Annotated in this window: 7 protein-coding genes; 1 reads left to right on the top strand and 6 read right to left on the bottom strand. The window is 66.5% G+C overall.

The window, feature by feature from the left end:
* From JOY90_RS00885 to JOY90_RS00870, 4 genes are all read right to left on the bottom strand, one after another.
* The coding region (locus JOY90_RS00885) for a filamentous hemagglutinin N-terminal domain-containing protein (RefSeq protein WP_291689289.1) at positions 1 to 9,156 on the bottom strand (9,156 nt) is incomplete at its 3' end.
* A gap of 162 nt (positions 9,157 to 9,318) precedes the next feature.
* A complete protein-coding gene (locus tag JOY90_RS00880) occupies positions 9,319 to 10,287 on the bottom strand; it encodes a FecR domain-containing protein (RefSeq protein ID WP_291689288.1) in 969 nt (322 codons plus the stop codon).
* A complete protein-coding gene (locus JOY90_RS00875; RefSeq protein WP_291689287.1) occupies positions 10,284 to 10,883 on the bottom strand; it encodes an RNA polymerase sigma factor in 600 nt (199 codons plus the stop codon). The genes JOY90_RS00880 and JOY90_RS00875 overlap by 4 nt, the downstream gene beginning before the upstream one ends.
* Positions 10,880 to 11,566 carry a secretin and TonB N-terminal domain-containing protein gene (locus JOY90_RS00870; RefSeq protein WP_291689286.1) on the bottom strand — a complete coding sequence of 229 codons (687 nt, stop codon included), beginning with the start codon at positions 11,564 to 11,566 and terminating at the stop codon, positions 10,880 to 10,882. Before JOY90_RS00870 ends, JOY90_RS00875 begins: the two co-directional genes overlap by 4 nt.
* Positions 11,567 to 12,165: 599 nt before the next feature.
* Here JOY90_RS00870 and JOY90_RS00865 point away from each other — a divergent pair.
* Positions 12,166 to 15,153, top strand: coding sequence for a patatin-like phospholipase family protein (locus JOY90_RS00865; RefSeq protein WP_291689285.1), 2,988 nt, complete (start codon positions 12,166 to 12,168; stop codon positions 15,151 to 15,153).
* A gap of 81 nt (positions 15,154 to 15,234) precedes the next feature.
* Here JOY90_RS00865 and JOY90_RS00860 read toward each other — a convergent pair whose 3' ends face one another.
* A complete protein-coding gene (locus tag JOY90_RS00860; RefSeq protein WP_291689284.1) occupies positions 15,235 to 15,981 on the bottom strand; it encodes a Crp/Fnr family transcriptional regulator in 747 nt (248 codons plus the stop codon).
* A complete protein-coding gene (locus JOY90_RS00855) occupies positions 15,981 to 19,148 on the bottom strand; it encodes a CheR family methyltransferase (protein ID WP_291689283.1) in 3,168 nt (1,055 codons plus the stop codon). The genes JOY90_RS00860 and JOY90_RS00855 overlap by 1 nt, the downstream gene beginning before the upstream one ends.
* Positions 19,149 to 19,284 lie beyond the last annotated feature (136 nt).

The following is a 19,284-nucleotide window of genomic DNA, read 5'->3' as shown; positions in this document are numbered from 1 at the left end:
GCTGACGGACGCGTTGATCTTGATGTTGTTGAGGGCACGCAATGCCAGCGTGCCCGGCTCGTTGCCGTGCGTCGTCCTGAAATAGAGGGTCGTATTGCCCGACGAATCGTCGGTGCCGGCGCCGAGATTCCAGTTGCTCGCGACGGTGATGTTGCCGCCGTTGATCGAGGCACTGGGATTGACGAGATCGATCTCGGGGCGCACGTGGATATTGGAGCCCGACGCGGAACCTACAAGACTGAAATTCTCGATGAACAACGGCAGCGTGCCGCTTGCCGTGCCATTGGGGTCGACGCTGCCATAGAAGCCGGTGTGATCCGGGTTCGGGGACGTGACCGTGAAAATCTGCCCGGTCGACAGCGGCGATTGCGGCGTGGGAGCCAGGATCGCCTTGCCATTCTGATCCTTGCCCGGCAGCGCATTGCCCTTGTCGTCGAACCATCCGGCGGGATCGATGATGCCGTCGAAATGCGTCTTGCCGGTCGTGCCGCCGGCATCCGTCGTGCTCCACACCGCATAGGCGTTGATCACGACGCCCTTGCCGATCGCATGGCCGCCCGCATCCGCGACGCCGGCTACGGCCGCACGGAAGTCGATGTTGACGGAGTTGACGGTGTCGGTCTTGTCGGAAAGAAGCGGCGCACGAAGGTCGATTTCGCCGCCGGAATTATCGATGTTCGGCCCGCCCAGGCCGCCGCTGACGTCGAGCAGCGCGCCGTCGACGACGATGGCGCCCGAGGCATGGACCGTCCGCGCACCATCGCTGGTCGTGATCGTCTGGGCCGCCGCGACATGCTCATAGCCATAGGTCGGGTTGAGCTTGCCGTTGGGGGTGCCTGTGGTGCCGAGCGTGATGGTGCCACCTGTCTGCACCATGGTGGACGCGCCTTTGGCATAGGCGGGATCGGCCGGGTCATCGGCCTGGTAGCGCGCCAGCAGCCGCGCGCTGGGCCCCACATAGACGCCGCCGATGACGTCGGTGTACGAGACGCCGTCCACGTCCTTCACGGTCGAGGCCACGCCGGCGCCGTAGAGCGCGATCCGGCCGCCGCTCGGTCCGCTGGCGTCGATGGTGCCGTCGACGATCACGCTGCCATTGTTGGCGACCAGCAGCACGCTGCCGGAAGTGAGGGTCATGCCGGCATCGATGACGATGTCGCCGCTGCCGATCCGCAGGGCAAAGCTGCCGGTGAATTCGCTCGCCGGGATCGGGCCGAAGACCGTCCCGCCGGTCGTCAGCGAGAAATTGCCGCCGAGATCCTTGAAGGCAGCACGTCCGTTCATGACGCCATCGAGCGTCGCATTGCGGGCCGCGAGGATCGACAATGATCCGGCATAGCCGAAGCCTGCCGCGGAGACGTCGACCACCGCGTCCTGCCCGATCACGACATTGCCGGTCGTCGACGTGAGCCGGACGTTGCCGGCGGGTGCGTCGTCGATGAGGTCGAGAATGGCGATCTGCGAGCCCGCGGCGTTGATCACCGCTCCCGCGCCGAGCACGACATCGCCCTGGGTCGCGGTCAGGCTGACATTGCCCGACAGCGCCTGGATGGTCACGGTGTCCGTGATGGTGCCGGCGGTGACGGCAAGCGCGCCGCCGATATTGCTGGCGGCGAGCGCCGGCGGCGTGCTGCCGGGCGTCGCAGCCATCGTGATCCGGCCCGGCGCCGACAAGGATTGCGACGCGCCGCTGTTGACCACGATCGCCGGCGCGGTGAGATGCACGTTGGGACCGGAGAACGTGATCGTGGGCACGCTGGTATAACCCGAGCCGTCCGCGCCCAGCGTGATCCCGGTGATGACGCCGCCGGATACGGCCGCCGTCGCGGTGGCGCCGGTGCCGCCGCCGCCGGAGATCGTGATGGTGGTCGCAATGCCATAGCCGTCGCCGCCCTTGGTGACGCCGATGCCGACGATGCCCAGCGAGGCGCTGAGGGTTGCGCCGCTGCCGCTCGCGCTCGCGACGCTGACCGCGGTGATCGGCCCGGTGAAACCGCGGCCCGTGCTCGTGATCGTGACGCCGGTGATGGCTCCGTTGGCATCGACGGTCACCGTGCCCGAAAAGCCGGTACCGTCGGGTCCGGTCACCGTTACCACTTCGCCGTTCCGATAGCCGGAGCCGCCCGCAGTCACCGCGAGCTGGGTGACTCCAAGCGAAGCGGTCGCGGCCGCGACCGGTCCGGTGTCCAGGCTGCCGGCACCGCTGAAGGCGATCGACTGCCCGGCGTTGAGATAGATTTCGCTGAAGCCGGCCAGACTTTTCGACCCCGTGTCCTCGGTGATCGTGCCGGTGGCGGCAAGCGTGAGCGTCCCCGCCCCCGTGCTCTTCCCGATGCCGGTGGCGCCGCGGCTGTTGGCGAGATCGATGTTGGTGGCGTTGATCGTGGTGTCGCCGCCCTGGCCGTAGAGTCCCGCGCCGTCGAAGGTCAACGTCCCGATCGGATGATCGGCGTCGCCGATCGTGAGCCGCCCGCCCGGCCCGCCGTCGAACAGATTGATCACCGTGGCGCTGCGCAGCGTGACCGACACCGCATCGGCGAAGTTCGCGAGCACCGCTGCGCTCAGCACGACACCGGAATTGCCGCCGCCGATGTTGATCACCGAGCCTGCGACGTCGTAGTTCGCCGCTTTCAGCACGGCATTGGCGGAAAGCGTGCCGCTGCCGCTGGTGTCGAGCGTGAGCGCATTGCCGCCGTCGATGACGGCGTCCTGGACCGTGAGCTGCCCGAGCGCCGTCTTGCTGACCGGCGGCGTTGCCGTGGGACTCGTATCGGGGGGACTATAGAGACCGGGCACGAAAAAGCGCTTCACGTTCACCGCCCTTCCGTTGGAGACGCGCAACAGCGCGCCGTCGCCGGTCACGCCCGCGGTGTAGCCGGTCAGACTGCCGGTGCCATTGAACTGCGCGACGGGATCGGCGCCGATGGTGATGTCGCGGTCCGTGCCTTTGGGCACGCTGCCGATCGCGCCGATGTAGCTGCCGGCATCGACCGTGAGCCCGTGCACGCTCGGGCTCGCGCTGGTCGGTGCGACCGTCACGAGCAGCAGTTCAGGCCCGGTGAGCCGATGCGCCGCGTCGGTCCTGACCTCGAGATTGAGCGCGCTGGGCGTGACGGTCTCGGTCCCATCGGACGCGACCTTGGCGGTGCCACCGATCAGCACGGTGGCGGCGTCGAGCCCGCTGATCTGGTCGGCATCGAGCACGAGATAGTTCGCCTGGCCGGTGCAGCCGGGCGCGCTGCCGATCTTGCAGTCAGCCAGTGGCTCGTCGCGGTCCTTGGCCAGGATCAGGATGTTGGCGCCGCTGATCTGGACCTGGCCGCCGCCGCCGACGAGGCCCGGTGCGAGATCGCTGGTGCCCGGTCCGAACAGGTTGGTGCCAGCGAGGCTGAGCGAATTGGTCGCGCCCAATACCAGCACGCCGCCATCGATCGGCAGCGGCGGCGGGTTCCGTCCGGCGGATTTGGCCTGATCGCTGAAGAACTGCGTTCCCGAGGTAACGTCGATCCGCGAATATTTCGACCACACCGCCTGCGACTGGAGCTGGAACAGCGCCGATTGCGACGACTGCGCGCCGGTCAGCGCGTTGCCGATCTTGCCGACGACATATTGCGAGCCGTCGGCGCCGGTCGAGCCCGTCGCGGATGGATTGACGTTGCTCGCCACCTGCACGACGCGGTAGGCGCCGGGCAAGGTCGCATACATGCCGGGCATCAGAACATAGGTCCCGGGGGCAATGCCGCTTCCTGCGCCGATCGTGACCGTCTGGCCCGGCTTGATCGCGTTGGGGAACGGCACTTGATTGCCGCCGCTGCTGCTCACGCCATTCGGCAGCAGCAGGCCGGAAAAATAGGGATTGTTGGCGAAGGTCGGATCGTAGGCCGCGACCTTGGCCTCGTAGCTCGGCACCAGCGCGTAGACCTGCCGCCCGTCGGCATAGGTCGGCGTCATGATCCCGGTCGTGAGGTTCTGCTGATAGGTGGTCAGCGCATTGCGGGTGCCGCCGGTGCCGGCAACGAACTCGGTGGCGTAGATGTCGCCGCCGCCGCTGAGGTCGAGCACGGCGCCCTGGCTCGTCGTGACATTGGCGCCGTTCAGGCTGATCGATTTCGCTGGCGGCGCGTTGATGGCGGTGCCTACATTCCAGGTCGAGTCATCCACCGTAGTGCCATCGGGAATGACGAGCCCGGCGGCCGAGACCGAGGTCAGGCTGCCCGGGCCAAGGATCACGGTCTGGGTCGGCACGACCTTGCCGACCAGATCCGCCGCGAACGGAGTGATGACCGATGGAATCGCGCTGCTGTCCTGCATGCCGACGATGATCTGGCCGAGCGGTGCCCATAACGTGCCGTTCTGCAGAATGGTCTGCGCGCTCAGCAGGACCTCGCCGCCGGCCGACAGCGGCGCCACCGGCGTGCCGTTCTGCTCGATCCGGATGGTGCTGGCGGACGAAAGCGTGCCGGTCGACATCAGCAGGAAATCGGTGTTGCTGACCGGATAGACCTCGGCCGCGCGCAGCGTCAGATTGCCCGGCACCGCCAGCAGGCCGGCGTAGGCCGTTTGCGCGTTGGCGACGCCGATGATGAGGCCGTCATTGTTAGGCAGCAGCCGGATCGCGCCGCTGCTGGTGAGATTGACATTGACGGCGTCGTCGATCGCAATGGCCCGCTCGAGATCGATCCATTGCGCGGAGATATTCAGGGTGCCGTCGGCGAGCTTGGGCGTGCCGAGAGTTCCGCCGCTGGTCTTGCCGGCGATCCAGACATAGCCGGCGTCCAGGTTCACGATGGTGGAGCCGATAGCGGGAATGCACGTCGCGCCGCAACTGGGTGGCGTGAAGGTGAAGCCGCTCGGGGCGATGCTGGCGCCCGGCGGCAACAGCATGCTGCTCGCCGGCAGCAGCGTGAGGTGGCTCGCCGCCAGCGTGAGCGCGCCGGGCACGGTGACGGTGAGCGAACCGTTGAACGCGATGGTGCCGCTGGCGTTCAACGTGACCGAGTCGAAGCCGCTGTCGCTCAGCGTATCGGCGCCGATGAAGGCGCCGGTTGGCGTCGTCGCCCCCATCGCCGGCATGTGAGCGGCAACGACGCCTGCGGGCTCGACGACGATGGTGCTGGGCGCCGGCAAGTTTCCGCTCGGGAACAGGGTCGTGGAGCCCACCACGATGAACTGCCCCATGGTCAGGATGCCGCCGGAAGCTTCCGGCGCTCCGCCCGCCGCATCGACGGTGCCGGCGAAGTAGACGTTGCCGCCGAGCTGCAGAACGCCGCCATTGCTCCAGGCCGCCTGCCCAACCAGGCGCGGCCCCGTGCCCAATCCCATCACCGGCAGCTCGATCAGATGGCTCGCCGCCGACACCGCCCCGCCCGAAAGATCGAGCTCGGCTCCGGGCTCGACCAGCACGACACCCTTGGTCACCGAGGTTGTCGACAGCGTGATGGTGCCACCGTCGAGCACGCTGCCGGTGGAATAATTCGTGACGCGCGGATTGGGCAGAAACGTTCCGCTGACGTCGAGCACGGCGGTCGAGGCGATGTCGACCGAGCCGCCGACCACGTTGATGGTCCCTGCCGGCGCAACGACGCTGCCGAGCACCTGCACCGTGCCGCCGCTGAGGCTGACGACAGCCTGTGGATCGGTGATGATGCTGGCGCCGCGATCGAGCAGAACCTCATTGAAGCTGGACGTCAACGACAGGCTCGCCGGCTTGCGCAGGCCGTCGGGCAGCAGCCCGACCCGGTCGAAGCGACCCACCAGGGTGCCGGTCGGGATCAGCGGGGCATTGTCGGGAATGAGGTCGTTGGTCTGCTGCGGCGCGACCTGGGTACCCGCCGTGACTGTCGTGCCGGTCGCCGTGTCCGTCAGGCTGTATTGCGAGAAGCCGCCGATGAAGAACGAGGGCGGCAGGACCAGGAGTCCGGCCTTGGCATCCGAGATCGCAATGTCCTCCAGCGGCACGCCGGCCTGTGCAGCGTCGGCGGTGGCGACCGCGCCGGACAGATACGAGGTGACCTGCTTCGCGGCACCATCGACCAGGATGCCCGGCGCCTGCAGCGTCAGCGTGCCGCCGCCGTCGAACCCACCGGCATAGATGGCGCCGCCGAGCACGACATTCGCCTGGTTGAAGACGCCCGAGCTCGGCGTCGTGTTGTAGGCGTTGCCGCCTTCCGGGGTATGGCCGAGCAGGATCACATAGGGAGTCAGCGAGAGGCTGCCGCCCTTGCCGACAGGCAGGCCGTCGGCGCCGATCTTGAGCTTGCCGTTCGAACCGACATAGCCGCCGCCGGAGACGTCGACGATGCTGCCGGGCGACAACACGATGCTCTGCGTGACGTCGGTGAAGATGCCCTTGCCGCTGGGGGGTCCATTGCTGGCTTCGATGGTGGAAATGCTGACGGTGCCACCATCGAGGAAGGCCTGGCCGAACATCTGGTCCGGCGACAGGCGGCTGTCGTTGATCCACAGCCCGTGCACGTCGAGCACCGCATCGGGCCCGATCACCACGGCCGGCGTCGGCGGCGCCTCCGGATGCGACTTGTCATCATAGGTGAAGCCGGTGAGGCTGATCTTGCCGGCCGGCGCACTGATCACGCCGCCGATGGTCCCGACATTGTCGAGCGTGACGCTGCCGCCGGGGCGCACGATCAGCGCGGCATCGGCGCTCATGTCGAGTTCACGCGCGCCCGTGATCGAAATCGAGTTGAAGCCGACCTGCGACAAGCCGTCGGAGAAGATCGGGAAGACATTCTTGGCCAGCACCGGCGACCAGGACGAGGCGGTGGCGAAGCTGAAACCCCCGGCAATCAGCCCATAAGGATCGGAGCCCGCGTCCGCCAGCGGCTCCAGCCGGACGCTGTAGCCGAACCCGCCCCCCGTGGCGAAGCTGACGTTCAGGGAGGCGCCCATGGGGATCTGGTCGGAGGCCCCGAGATTCGATGAGCCGGCCAGCGCACGCTGACGCTCACCGACCACCACGTCGGCGACGAGGTCCGAGCCGGACAGGATCGGCACCTGTGCCGTCACGCCGATGCTGCCGGCATTGGCGCCGGCGATGTAGCCCTGCTCGAAATGCCCACCGCCGATCACGGGGCTGGAGAAAACCTCGGTGACGTCGATCCCCTGCTTCGGATTGTTCCAATGCGCATGCGCCACGGTGAACTGGCCGGCGATGCCGATGATGGGGATGTTCGGATTGGCGTTGCCGATGGCGTAGATGCGCCCGTCGGCGCCGACCAGGCGCGTCGTGCTGATCGTGCCGCCCCGATACTGCACATAGCCGCCCGAGACGTTGATCGAAGCGCCGGCCTGCTGGATGAAATTCTGCGCCGAAGTCGTGAAGTTGCCGCCGACCGTGAGCAACTGGTCGATCGCCTCGGGGATCAGCCCGGCATAGCCCGCCGCATCCAGGAGCGGCGAGCCGATCCATTGCAGGCCATCGGCGCGGGTGCCGGCCAGCCGCGCGTCGATGGTCACGGTATGGCTGATCAGAGCCGCGGCGAGCGGCGTGTCGGCCACCTCGGCCTGGGTGATGAGAATGCTGACGTCGTTGACCGACATCGGCAGCACGACGCCGGCGAGGCCGGACAGGTCGATGCTGCTGCCCGGCTCGAGCAGCACCGTGCTGCCGACGTTTGCGGCGCTGATCGTGAGCGCGGCGCTCGGCGCCTTGATCAGCGCGCCGCCAAGGCCCGCGCCAAAGCCCTCGATGTCGACATTGCCGCCTGCCTGGAGGGTGATCTTCGGCTGCAACACGCTCTGGAAATACGGAGCGCTGGTGCTCGCGCCATTGACCGTGACGCTCGAATTGGCAGTCGCGGTCGGCAGCGTGCCGCTGCTCTCGTCCGGCAGGATCGCGGTGATGCTGTCGGGACCGAGCACGATGTCGCCGCCATTGCCACTGGTCGAGACGGTGCTCAGCAGGATCGAAGCGGTACGCGTGGTGCTGGTGGTGGCGGAGATGCCGCCGAGCTGGCTGATGCGGCCGCCCGCCAGCGTCACCGCGCCATCGCCGGACAGCAGCAACGCGTTCGTGGCATTGCTCACCGCGGTGCCATTCTGCATGATCGTCTGAAAGGCGGTCTGCGTCCCGACCGCGCCCGGTGCCGGCGCGGCCAGGCCGATTCCCTTGCCCGCGGCCAGAATGATCTGGCCGTTCTGGGTCATGATCGTGCCCGCATTGGTGACGCCGCCGGCGCCGAGCAGCGCCACGAAGCCGCCGTCGCCGGTCGGGGTCAGCCTCGCGCTGGTGTCGATCACCGCGCCGGGCTCGACGGTGACGGTGCCGGTGGTTCCGGCAAACACCGCGCCCGAGCCTCTCATATTCGGATCTCCCAGCGTCGAGAGTGCGGCCGAGAACAAACCGTTCTGCATATAGAGCTGATAATTATTCGCGCTGTAGGTCGGCGTCAGGTCGAGCGTCGAGGCGATCAGCGTGTGCACGTCGACCTGGCTGGCGCCGCCGAAGATGATGCCGTTCTGGTTGATCAGCAGCACCTCGCCGTCGGCCTTGATCCGCCCGAGGATCTGGCTCGGCACGTTGCTTGCCGTGATCCTGTTCAGTGCGACCCAACTCGCATTGCCCTGCTGGTCGAAGGTGAGCGTGGTGTTGCGGCCGATGTTGAAGGACTGCCAGTACAGCAGCGCCTGGGCCTGGGTCTGCTGCACGGTGACGTTGTTCTGGCCGTCGCTCATCGTCTGTACCGGCGTGTTGGCGCCGATCCAGGTCGTGACCGGATTGGCGACGCCGGGCGCGGCAAGGCCGCTGTCTGGAACCAGGCCGCCCGCTCCTGCCGCGGACAACCCGTCCGGCACGTCACGCGTGCCGATCAGATGGTTCGGCCCGCCCAGCGCCGCCGCGCGCGCCGCGGCCTGCGCCGCCTGCATCGCCTTGATCACCGCCGCCGCGCGCGCCAGCGAAGCCTGGCTCTGCTGCGCGAGGATTGCCGCCTGCTGCGCTGCCGACAGCGCCGCATTGCTCGCCGCGGTCGCGGCCGACGTGCTCGCCGATGAGCCGACCGGATGGGCCGTCGCCGGCGACGAAGCTGCGTGGATCAGGCACGCCAAGGCACTGACGCCGGCCAGATAGCCGGCACGATTGGTGCGCCAGCGGATTTGGCGGGTGTTGTCGATGCGGGGCGCCGCTGCGCAATCGGTCATGAGAAAGCTTCCTTGGAATTGACGCGCGAAGCCGGTGCCGGCCCGACGCGCCGCGATCGAACGTTCGAAGAGGAGACGGTCTCTCGGCGGCGGACGTGAACAAGATTGTTTGTGAATGTTTCGTGACGCACGTTTCGTGACGCAGGCCGGCGGCGCCGCTCGCTAGCTCAGCAGCACGACGCCGCCCGGCAATGCGCGCGCACGCGCGCCGAAGGCATATTCGATCCACACCAGCACCTCGTCCATGCGGCGGATGCTGAAGCGGCCGTTGACCGGGTTCTTGGCCAGCGACCTGTTCATCAGGATCACGAGACCCGGACGATAGCGATTGATCTCCGCGATCACCTCAGAAAGCGGCGTCAGATGGAAGACGAGGAACCCGTCATGCCAGGCCGCGGCTTCGAGGGGATCGATGACGGTCGCGGGCTGCAATCCCCCGGCGGAATCATAGCGAACCTGCCGGTTTGCACCGACCTTCGCCCGTCGTGTGCCGAGCTGCACCTCCAGCTCGCCCTCGAAACAGGTGACGCAGACCACGCCACCGGTGTTGCGCACGTCGAACCGGGCCCGCGTGGCGATGGCGCGGCCGGCGCCGGCCTCGACCTCCAGCATGCGCTGTGAGGTGGCAAAACCGGCCTCGCCTGCGATCAGCCTGATCTGGTCGCGATCTGGTGCGGCGGCGGGGACGGCGATGCTGGTTTGCGAATTCATCCGCACCGAGACATCGCCGGCGAGCAGGATGCGGCGCTGTTCGCCCGTCGCGGTCCGATAGTCCGCCGCGAGCTCGCTCAGCGACGGCCAAAGTCCGAGCGGCGGCCGCGCGGCGGCATAGCTCGCTGTGCCGACGGCCAGCATGCCGACTGCTCCGAGCACGGCACGCCGGCCGATCAGAGGCGGCGTCCAGTCGGGCAGATCCGCACGCCGGCGCAGCCTGTCCCCGACCAGGCCGAAATCCCGCCATTGCCTGACGGCCTCCGCGAACGCGGCCTCGTGCGAGGAGCTCTGCCGACGCCATTGCCGGATGGCTTCGGCGTCGCCGGTCCTCGCCTCCCCCGAGACGAGGCGCGCAACGAGGCGGTGCGCTTCGCGGTCCAACGGCTCGACCTCGCCATTTCGATCGCGGACTGTCATTCGTCCCCACCCGGCTCGAACTCTCCGACGCCTTCCACGCCCGCCGATTTCTGCCTTGAAGACGTTTCCGAAGGGTGAGACGCGAACAATTTTCGTCGCCGGATTCGTGCCGCGCAATAGTCCTGGGCCTCCTGCAGCTCCCGCTGCACCAGCCGCACCGAGATCCGGTAGCGCGCGGCGATCTCACGGCGCGACAGGCCGTCGAGGCGGGCCGCCAGCAGGATCGCGCGCCGCCGGGGCGTCAGCTCCGCCATCGCCGCCTCGAGCGCACGCAGCTCCGCGCGCGCCGTCACGACCTGCTCGGGATCCGGGGCCTCCGCCGCGACGCTGAGCAGCGTATCGACTTCGGCCGTGGTCAGGCGACGATCCTCGGCGCGCTGGCGGTCGCGGGCGAGATTGACCGCGATGCGGAAGAGGTAGGCATCGTGGCTGTGGATCGTGGCAATGCCCTCGCCGCGCTCCAGCCGCAGCCACGTATCCTGCAACGCCTCGCCGGCCAGCTCCGAGGAGCCGAGATGCCGGGTGAGACGCGCCTTGAAATCCGCGTAGCGGGAAAGCAGCAGGCGGCGAAGCGCGGCCAGGCTCGTGTCGGTCATGGCGCGGCCCCGGCCGAGGTGCGACCGATCTCGTTGCAGTCCCGCATCGCATTCTGCGATGGCGGCTCCAGCACCAGAATCACCGGCTGCGCGAATCCCGGCGGAGGCGGAGCCCCGATGACGAGGCTGCGAACCGTCCCGCCGATCTCGTCGTCGAGCGCGCGGTCTCCTGTCGAGCCCAGCAGCTCGGCCTTGAAGACCGCGCCGGATGGCCCGATCCGAAAACCGACCGCGACGTGGTGAGTGTCCGGCATCAGGCGCCGGCTGGCGCAGAACGCCTGCTTCAGGCTGGCCTGGATGCGGCCATAGTAGCGATAGACGACGTCCGCGGCGGCGGCATTGGCCGGCGCGGGCGGCAGCTCGCTCTCGACGAGCACGAAGGCGTCGGCCGCCACATAACGCGGCGCAAGCCCCGTCCCTTCCAGCAACAGCCGCAGGGCGGCTTCCGGCGCGAAGCGGCCCCGCACCGCGGCGGACCGCCGTCCAACCGCCAGTTGTCCATTGTAGAGAACGTCGCGGTGAGCTGCGACGCTGTAGGCATCGAGCGCGGATGCGAGCGGCTGCGCGGGAATATCGAAGGCGAGCGGCCGGTCCGCTTCGTCCGCACGGCCGTCGGGCGTTGCGACGGCTGCCGCGTCAGCGGCTGCCGCGACATGCGTGACCAGGCTTGTCCCGACCATCATCGAGATGGCGGCAACCAGCCTGAACGGCCTGGAAGCGCGCGCGACGGGCCGGGATGGCAGCGGCTCATGGAGATGAAGACGACCGGGCAGAGTTCAGAGTCCCATTGATCGACGGTAAGCCGTCTCCTATGTGCCGGGCCTCGTTTACACTAATATGTCACACGCCAATTGCGCCGAACGGGCGCGCGCCGCCGTGCCCCGGCCAGGACGTTTCCCGAGCGGTGGACCAACATTCGGTGGCGCTTGTCTTTCGATCTCCACGCGCTATGATCCGACAAATTGACCATTCTATTCTCATAAACCAGTAGATGAGTTCACATTTGGAACGAAAATCGATACGCGGCGGCATCGAAGGCGTCAGATACGCAAATTGAGCGACCGCTTGAACGCTTCCATGGATCAAGACAGGCTGAGTGGCATCTCCTTCTAGGATGCGCTTCAAACGCTGGCCGACATCGGTGCAGTGGACCACGAGGTGACCGCCCAGGCGCGGTCCTCGACAAACGAGACGAAGAAGCCGGCGTTCGACACGGGATGGTCTCTTGACGGGACGCTGGCCGAACTGTTTTTCAAGTATGCATTGCCGGAGGGAAAATACGATGGCGGCGTTGGATAGCGAAAGCACGATGTCAGCGTTGAGCCTTGCACAGGCGCTCTGGGATGAGCGACAGGCGCTGGCCGGCAAGCCCCTGCATTTCCCTCCGCTGCCATCGCCGCCAGATTCCGGCGCGGACCCGGATGTGAAGCAGGAAGCAGCCCTCGCAGGATCGCCGGCGGAGACGCTGCCGGAAGATATTCTGGAAATTTACCGGAAGCTGAATGCGGATGACCGCTGGGCGATATGCCTGTCCGGGGGCGGCATCCGCAGCGCGGCATTTGCCCTCGGCGTCCTGCAGCGCCTTGCCGCCTTGACGGCCAAGTCAAAGCGCCCGGGAGAGGAGAACGAAAACGAATCTGCGTTGCAACAGTTCGAATATCTTTCGACCGTGTCGGGTGGCGGCTACATCGGAAGCTGGCTCTCGGCCTGGCTTTTCCAGCAACGGCAGAACGCAGCAGGTGGAAGTGTCTCCTGCGGCGCTCGGGCTCAGGCGACGAACGGGGTGGTTGCCGCGCTCAACGCGCGACCGACCGGTGCCGCGGGCAGCGGTGGGCGGATCCGAGATCATGAGGAGGCCGAATCGATCTCCAATCTCAGGCGCGACAGCCACTATCTCGCCCCGAGCTTCTCGGCGATCTCCCCCGACCTTTGGGGCGACATTGCCGGCGTCGTGCGCAACCTCTCCTTGAACTGGGTCCTGCTCATCCCGCCGATGATCCTTGCCGTGGTCGCGACCAAGGCTCTCTGGTATCTTGCCATCTACGCCGGCGATATCACCCACTCCCTGATGTGGTTCCGGGGCCTGATGATCGCGGCAACGCTGTGCTTCATCATCAGCCTCTCGTTCACGACCGCAAACCGCCCGGCACGTGGCCTGATCAATGCTCCGCAGCCGCGCTTTCTCATTTTCGACCTGGCCGCATTTCTCCTGGGTTCCGCGCTGCTGGTCTTCATCTTGAGAAGCCCGAACGGCCTGGAGACTCTCTCGGAGCTCATCCAGGCCGGCTTCGTCTGGCTTGGTTTGGCTTTCGACCAGGGGAAGGACCTCTCTTTCGGCACCGCAGTGATCATCCGCGGCGTCATTCTCGGCTTCGTTACCTACCTGCTCTCATGGGTGTTCGCGCCGTTGTGGCGCCTGTTGCCGGGAAAGGCGGAGCAAGCGCCGCCCGGAAAGAAGCACTGGCATCTGTGGGCCGATCTCGGCACCTGGTCCCTGGCCGGCGCGGCGTTTGGCGCGATGGTGAGCACGGGACTGCTGCTGCTCTGGCACTTCAGCAAGAGCAGCTCTCACGCGGCGGCCCTCGCCTGCGTCTTCGGCGTGCCCTGGATCGTGTCGGCACGGGTCATCGCGGACGTCATCTTCATCTCGTTCGCGGAGTTCGCGCCCGGAACCGACGCCGGACTCGAATTCCAGGCCCGGTCGAGCGGCATCTTCACGCTCGCCTATATCGGCTGGCTCATCTGGTTCGGCCTCGTGCTGCTGTCGCCGCTGGCTGCGACGTGGATCGGCGGTCACCTGAGCGGATGGCTGGCCGCCGCCGGAGGTGTCGCCGGTGCGTTCTCGGTGATCGTCGGCTCGAGCTCGAAGACCAAGGCCATCATTCAATCCCCGGGTCTTCGCCAATATTTCACCCTCAACACGATGGCCTCGGTCGCGGCCGCGATCTTCGCCGCGATCCTCGTGGCGCTGCTGTCGATCACGATCGACTGGGCCTTCACGTTCGACCCATTCGAGCACGGTCCCGACTACCCGTCCTGCAAGCTCGTGGCGATTACCGCCGTGTTGCTGCTCGCGCTGATCGCTCTCGCATCGCTCGTCATCAGCATCAACCGCTACTCGCTGCACAGCATCTACCGCAACCGGCTGGTCCGTGCCTTCCTCGGCGCGTCGCGTAACGACAAGAACCGAGACGTGACGAAGAATGCCTTCACGGATTTCGACAGCCGCGACAGCCCGCTGCTGCGCCAGCTTTGGGAGCACGGCGTCAAGCCGCGTGGTCTCCACTGGAAGCCGTTCCACGTCATCAACGCAGCGCTCAATCTCGTATCGTCGAAGAATCTCGCATGGCAGGAGCGGATGGCGGCGCCCTTCACGTTCTCCCCGCTCCATTGCGGCAGCGGCAGTGCGATATTTTCCGACGGCGCCTACCGGACGACGTATGCCACCACCATGCAGCCCTGGCCCTATGGCGGAACTCTCGGCCTCACGCTCGGGACCGCAATGGCGATCTCCGGCGCCGCCGTGAGCCCGAACATGGGCTACAATTCGTCGCCCGGCGTCGCCTTCCTGATGGCGCTGTTCAATGTGCGGCTCGGCTGGTGGCTGGCTAATCCACGTGGCGACAATCCCTCCTACTGGAGAACAAAGCCCATCAGCGCGTTGCGGCCGTTCTTCATGGAGATGTTCGGCCTGACCAGCGAGACCGAGCGTTGGGTCTATCTGTCCGATGGCGGCCACTTCGAGAATCTCGGCATCTACGAAATGGTCCGGCGGCGTTGCCGCCTCATCGTGGTCAGCGACGCGGGCTGCGACCCCGACTATACCTTCGAGGACCTCGGCAACGCGCTTCGCAAGATCTGGATCGACCTCGGCGTGCGGATCGATCTCCACGGCCTTGACCGGCTGAAGAAGCGGTTCAAGGAACGTCCCACTCCGGCAACCCGGGACCCTTATTGGGCGGTTGGCGACATCCGCTACGGCGAAGCCGACGATGCGGCCTCGAAGGATGGCGTGCTCCTCTATTTGAAGTCCGGCCTGAACGGAACGGAGTCGATGGGCATCCTCAGCTATGCGATATCCCACGCGTCGTTCCCGCACGAATCGACGGCGAACCAGTTCTTCACGGAATCGCAGTTCGAAAGCTACCGCATGCTCGGATACGAGATTGCCGGACGCGCGTTCGAGGCCGGTGGCGGCCTCTCCGGCACGCCATGCGCATTGGTCTCGATCGTCGAAAAGCTGAAGGAGCAGATCAAGCAGCAGCCTTGATTCCTCCGCCGCCGGGAACGGGCACGGACGTGATCCCTCTCCCGTCGGGCGACCCGGCGCCGCGACCTGCACGCCGCCGCGTCAGCCGATGGCCTGCGGATATTGCAGGTAGTTGGCATTGAACAATGCGAGGTTCTTCAGCGCGTCGAGATCGTTGATCGTCAGCGTCCGCTCGCGCAGCACGATCAGATCACCCGCCCGCAATTCCTGCAGCGTGCGGTTGAGATGCACCACCGAGAGGCCGGTCGCATCGGCAAGATCCATCTGCGTGACCGGAAAGGCGCAGCTGTTGCCGTCCATCAGGCCGACCGGCCGCAGCCGCTCGCAGATCTCGCACAGCAGATGCGCGACGCGCTCCAGCGCGACCCGGCGGCCGATGTTGAGCACCCATTCGCGCTGGATCGAGGCGTTGGCGAGGGTCTCGCACCAGAATGCATCTGCCAGCATCCGATCGCTGGCAATCAGCTCATCGAACTGCTCCCGCCTGATCTCGGAATAGGTCACGGGCGTCAATGAGCTGATCGAATGATCCATGCGCGCCAGCAGGTAGACATAGGCGTCGCAGCTGTCGCCGGGCAGCACGAAATTGACGATCTGCCGCCGTCCGTCCTCCAGCGTCTTGTAGCGTGCGAGCCAGCCCGACAGTACGATCCGGATGCGGTCGGACGGATCGCCCTCGGACACGAGATCGTGCCCCGCGCCCACGCGCAGGATGCGCTCGCGGACCACCTTGTCGAGTGCGCTTGCCGCCGCTGCGGACAGCGGCCGGAAGCTTCTCAGCCGGCGGATCACCGTATCGCTCTGGCCCCCCTCCGAACGCATGTGCATCAGCCATCCATCTGCGGGGTGTGAATGACGCGCCGGTCCAGCGGGACCTTGATCATGCACTGGACCCCGGCTGGATTGAACTGCAACGATGTGGCCGCCTTGAGCTCGAAAGCGAGCGTCCGCTCCAGCATCTCGGTGCCGAAGCCCTTGCGCCGAGGCGGCTTCACCTTCGGACCGCCCTTTTCCCGCCATTCGAACACCAGCTCCCGGGGACTGCCGGTCTGCTCGATATGCCAGGAAATGTCGATGCGCCCGCCAGCCTGGCTCAGCGCGCCGTATTTGACGGCATTGGTCGCGAGCTCGTGCACCGCCAGCGCAAACGCCTCCGCGGGTTTCGGCTGCAGCCGGATCGCCGGCCCCACGATCCGCACCTGCTCGCCTTCGCGGGCGTTATAGGCCGTCATCTCCTCGGCGACCAGATATTCCAGATCGACGCCGCCTTCGGGATCGCGCGTCACCAGCGCCTGGGTGCGCGCAAAGGCGTTCAGCCTGCCGTCGAGATGCGCGGCATAATCCTCGACGTTGGAGCTCGTTTCCGCCGAGCGGCGCGCGATCGAGCGGACCACGCCCAGCGTGTTGCGCACGCGGTGCTGCAGCTCGGCGAGCAGCAGCCGCTGGCGCTCCTCGGCCCGGGTGATGGCGGTGACGTCGATGAAGGTGATGACCGCGCCGGCGATGAAATTGTCGATCGAGCGATAGGGCAGGATCCGCACGATGTAGCGCGTGCCGCTGTCGGGCGCGGTCAGCTCGCGCTCGGCGCTCGCCAGCGTCCGCAGCACGCCGCGGACGTCGTCGTAGAGCGCCTCGATCGGGATCTTCGCCTTGATGTGGGAGATCGGCCGGCCGACATCGGTCTCGACCAGGTGCAGCACCTGGGTGATCGCCGGCGTGAAGTTCATCACCCGCATGTCGTTGTCGAGGAACACGGTCGCGATCTGCGTGCTTTCCAGGAAATTCTTCAGGTCGCTGGTGGCGCGGGTCAGCTCCTGCACGCGGTGTGCCAATTCGCCATTGACGGTGGTGAGCTCCTCGTTGACCGATTGCAGCTCTTCGCGCGAGGTTTCCAGCTCCTCATTGGCCGATTGCAGCTCCTCGTTGAGCGACTGGTACTCCTCGTTGGAGGATTTCAGCTCCTCATTGGTGCTCTCGAGCTCCTCGATGGTGGCCTGCAATCGTTCGCGCGTCGCGCGCAACTCGCTTTCCAGCCGCTCGACATGCTCGCTGCGGATCAGGGCGCCATTGTTGCTGTTCCGGCCATCGATGGCGCGGACCGGCCCGTCCTTGAACAGCACGACGAAATTGCGATGTCCGTCCGCCCCCTCCTGGATCGGCTCGACGGTGATGTCGACCAGCACGCTGTGGCCGTTGACGCCGAGCGAGACCTGCTCCGCCTGCACCACCTCGTTGATGTCCCGGGCACGGCTCAGCGCGGTGCGCAGCTCCAGCCGGAGGTCGCGATGCACCAGGCTGAGGAGATCGAGGGTCGCGGCGCCCGCGGTCGGCTCGATGTAGCGTCCCGTGCGACCCGAGAAATGCAGGATCTGGAAATTGTCGTCGATGATCACATAGGCCGGCGCATAGCGCTCCGCGACGCGCTGGGCGCGGCGCTCGAGACCCACGTCCGGGCCGAAATTGCGGACCACCGGCACCTCGATCGGCGTGCGCCCTGCACCGGTCGTGATCGGGAATTCCGGCGGCAGCCGCGTGCCGGTCTCCAGCTTCCGGAAGATGCGCGCGCGCCGGTCGACCGGCGTGAACAGCTTGGGGTGGCGCGTGACGTTCTCGGAATTGCCGAGGAACAGGAAGCGGCCCGGCAGCAGCGCGAAGTGAAACAACGGGATGACGCGGTTCTGCAGCTCCGAATTCAGATAGATCAACAGATTGCGGCAGGACACCAGGTCGAGCTTGGAGAATGGCGCGTCCTTGATGACGTTGTGCTGCGAGAAGATGCACATCTCGCGCAATTCCTTGACTACGCAATAGGTATCGCCCTCGCGGACGAACCAGCGCGCCAGGCGTTCGGCCGACATGTCGTTCTCGATGCTGGTGCGGTAGCGTCCGACGCGCGCGGCGGCCAGCGCCTTGCCGTCGATGTCGGTCGCGAAAATCTGCACCAACGGCGGCGCGTCCAGCTTCGCCATCTGCTCACGCAGCAGGATCGCGATCGAATAGGCCTCCTCGCCGGTGGCGCAGCCCAGCACCCAGATCCGCACCTGCTGGCCTGCGGACTTGTCTTCGAATATCCTGGGGACGACCTGCGTTTCCAGCACCTCGAACTCCCGCTTGTCGCGGAAGAACTCGGTGACGCCGATCAGCAGATCGTTGAAGAGATATTGGGCCTCCTCCCTGTCATTGCGGAGGAAGTCGACATAGGCGGCGATGTCGTCGATCTGGACCACCTGCATGCGCCGCTGCACCCGCCGCAGGAAGGTGTTCTGCTTGTAGCCGTGAAAATCGTTGCCGGTCTTGTTGCGCAGGATGTCGGCGATCCGCGCCAGCGAGGTGGCCGCGGCGGCGAGCACCTCGTCGAAGCCCTGCTTCTCCTCGAGCCGGCGCAGGTGCCTCGCATAGACCTGGATGTGCTCGGGGATATCCTCGGGCACCAGCACGAAATCGGCGATCGCCGCAGCCGATTTGCCGTCGGCGAGGTGGTCGGATGCTTGCTGCGCCCTTCGCTCCGCGATCACAAGGCCGCCATGGTCCTTCAGGGTCGCAAACCCCAGCGTCCCGTCGCCGTCGGTGCCGCCAAGGATCACCCCGATCGATTGCTCGGCACGATCCTCGGCCAGCGAGACCAGGAAACTGTCGATGGTGGCGCGTTCGCCCGGCGCCTGCTCGGCCTTGCGAACCGCGAACCTGTCGCCCTGCAGCGTCGTGATCATATCGGCCGGGCCAAGATAGATCGCGGCGCCATCGATCTCGAGGCCGTCGGCCGCTTCGATCAGCTTGATGCCGTCAAGCTGCTGAATCCGGTCGCGCAGCCAGACTTCGTCCAGCGCCTCCCGGTGCTGCAGCACGAGCACGACGGCCTGGTCGGAAGGCAATGTGAGCCGCGAGAGAAAACGCTCGATGCTGTCCCGCGTGGCGGCAGAGGCGCCGAGACCGATGACCAGCGGTTTCCTCGACCTCTGGCCTTCCATCCCCTGGGTTTCGACGCCCTCATTCATCGGTTTCAGTTCTTTGCTAGAAGGTTCACGACCGAAGGGGCTTACAAGCTAGCCCGGCGGAAGCGCAAGCGGAACAGTTGGCTGCGGGATGGCCCGGCTCCCGTCGAGATCAGGCCATCCCGCCGTCCCGATCGGA

It is taken from the genome of Bradyrhizobium sp. (assembly GCF_019242285.1).
Lineage (GTDB): Bacteria > Pseudomonadota > Alphaproteobacteria > Rhizobiales > Xanthobacteraceae > Bradyrhizobium.
This window is presented reverse-complemented; position numbering and strand designations above follow the sequence as displayed.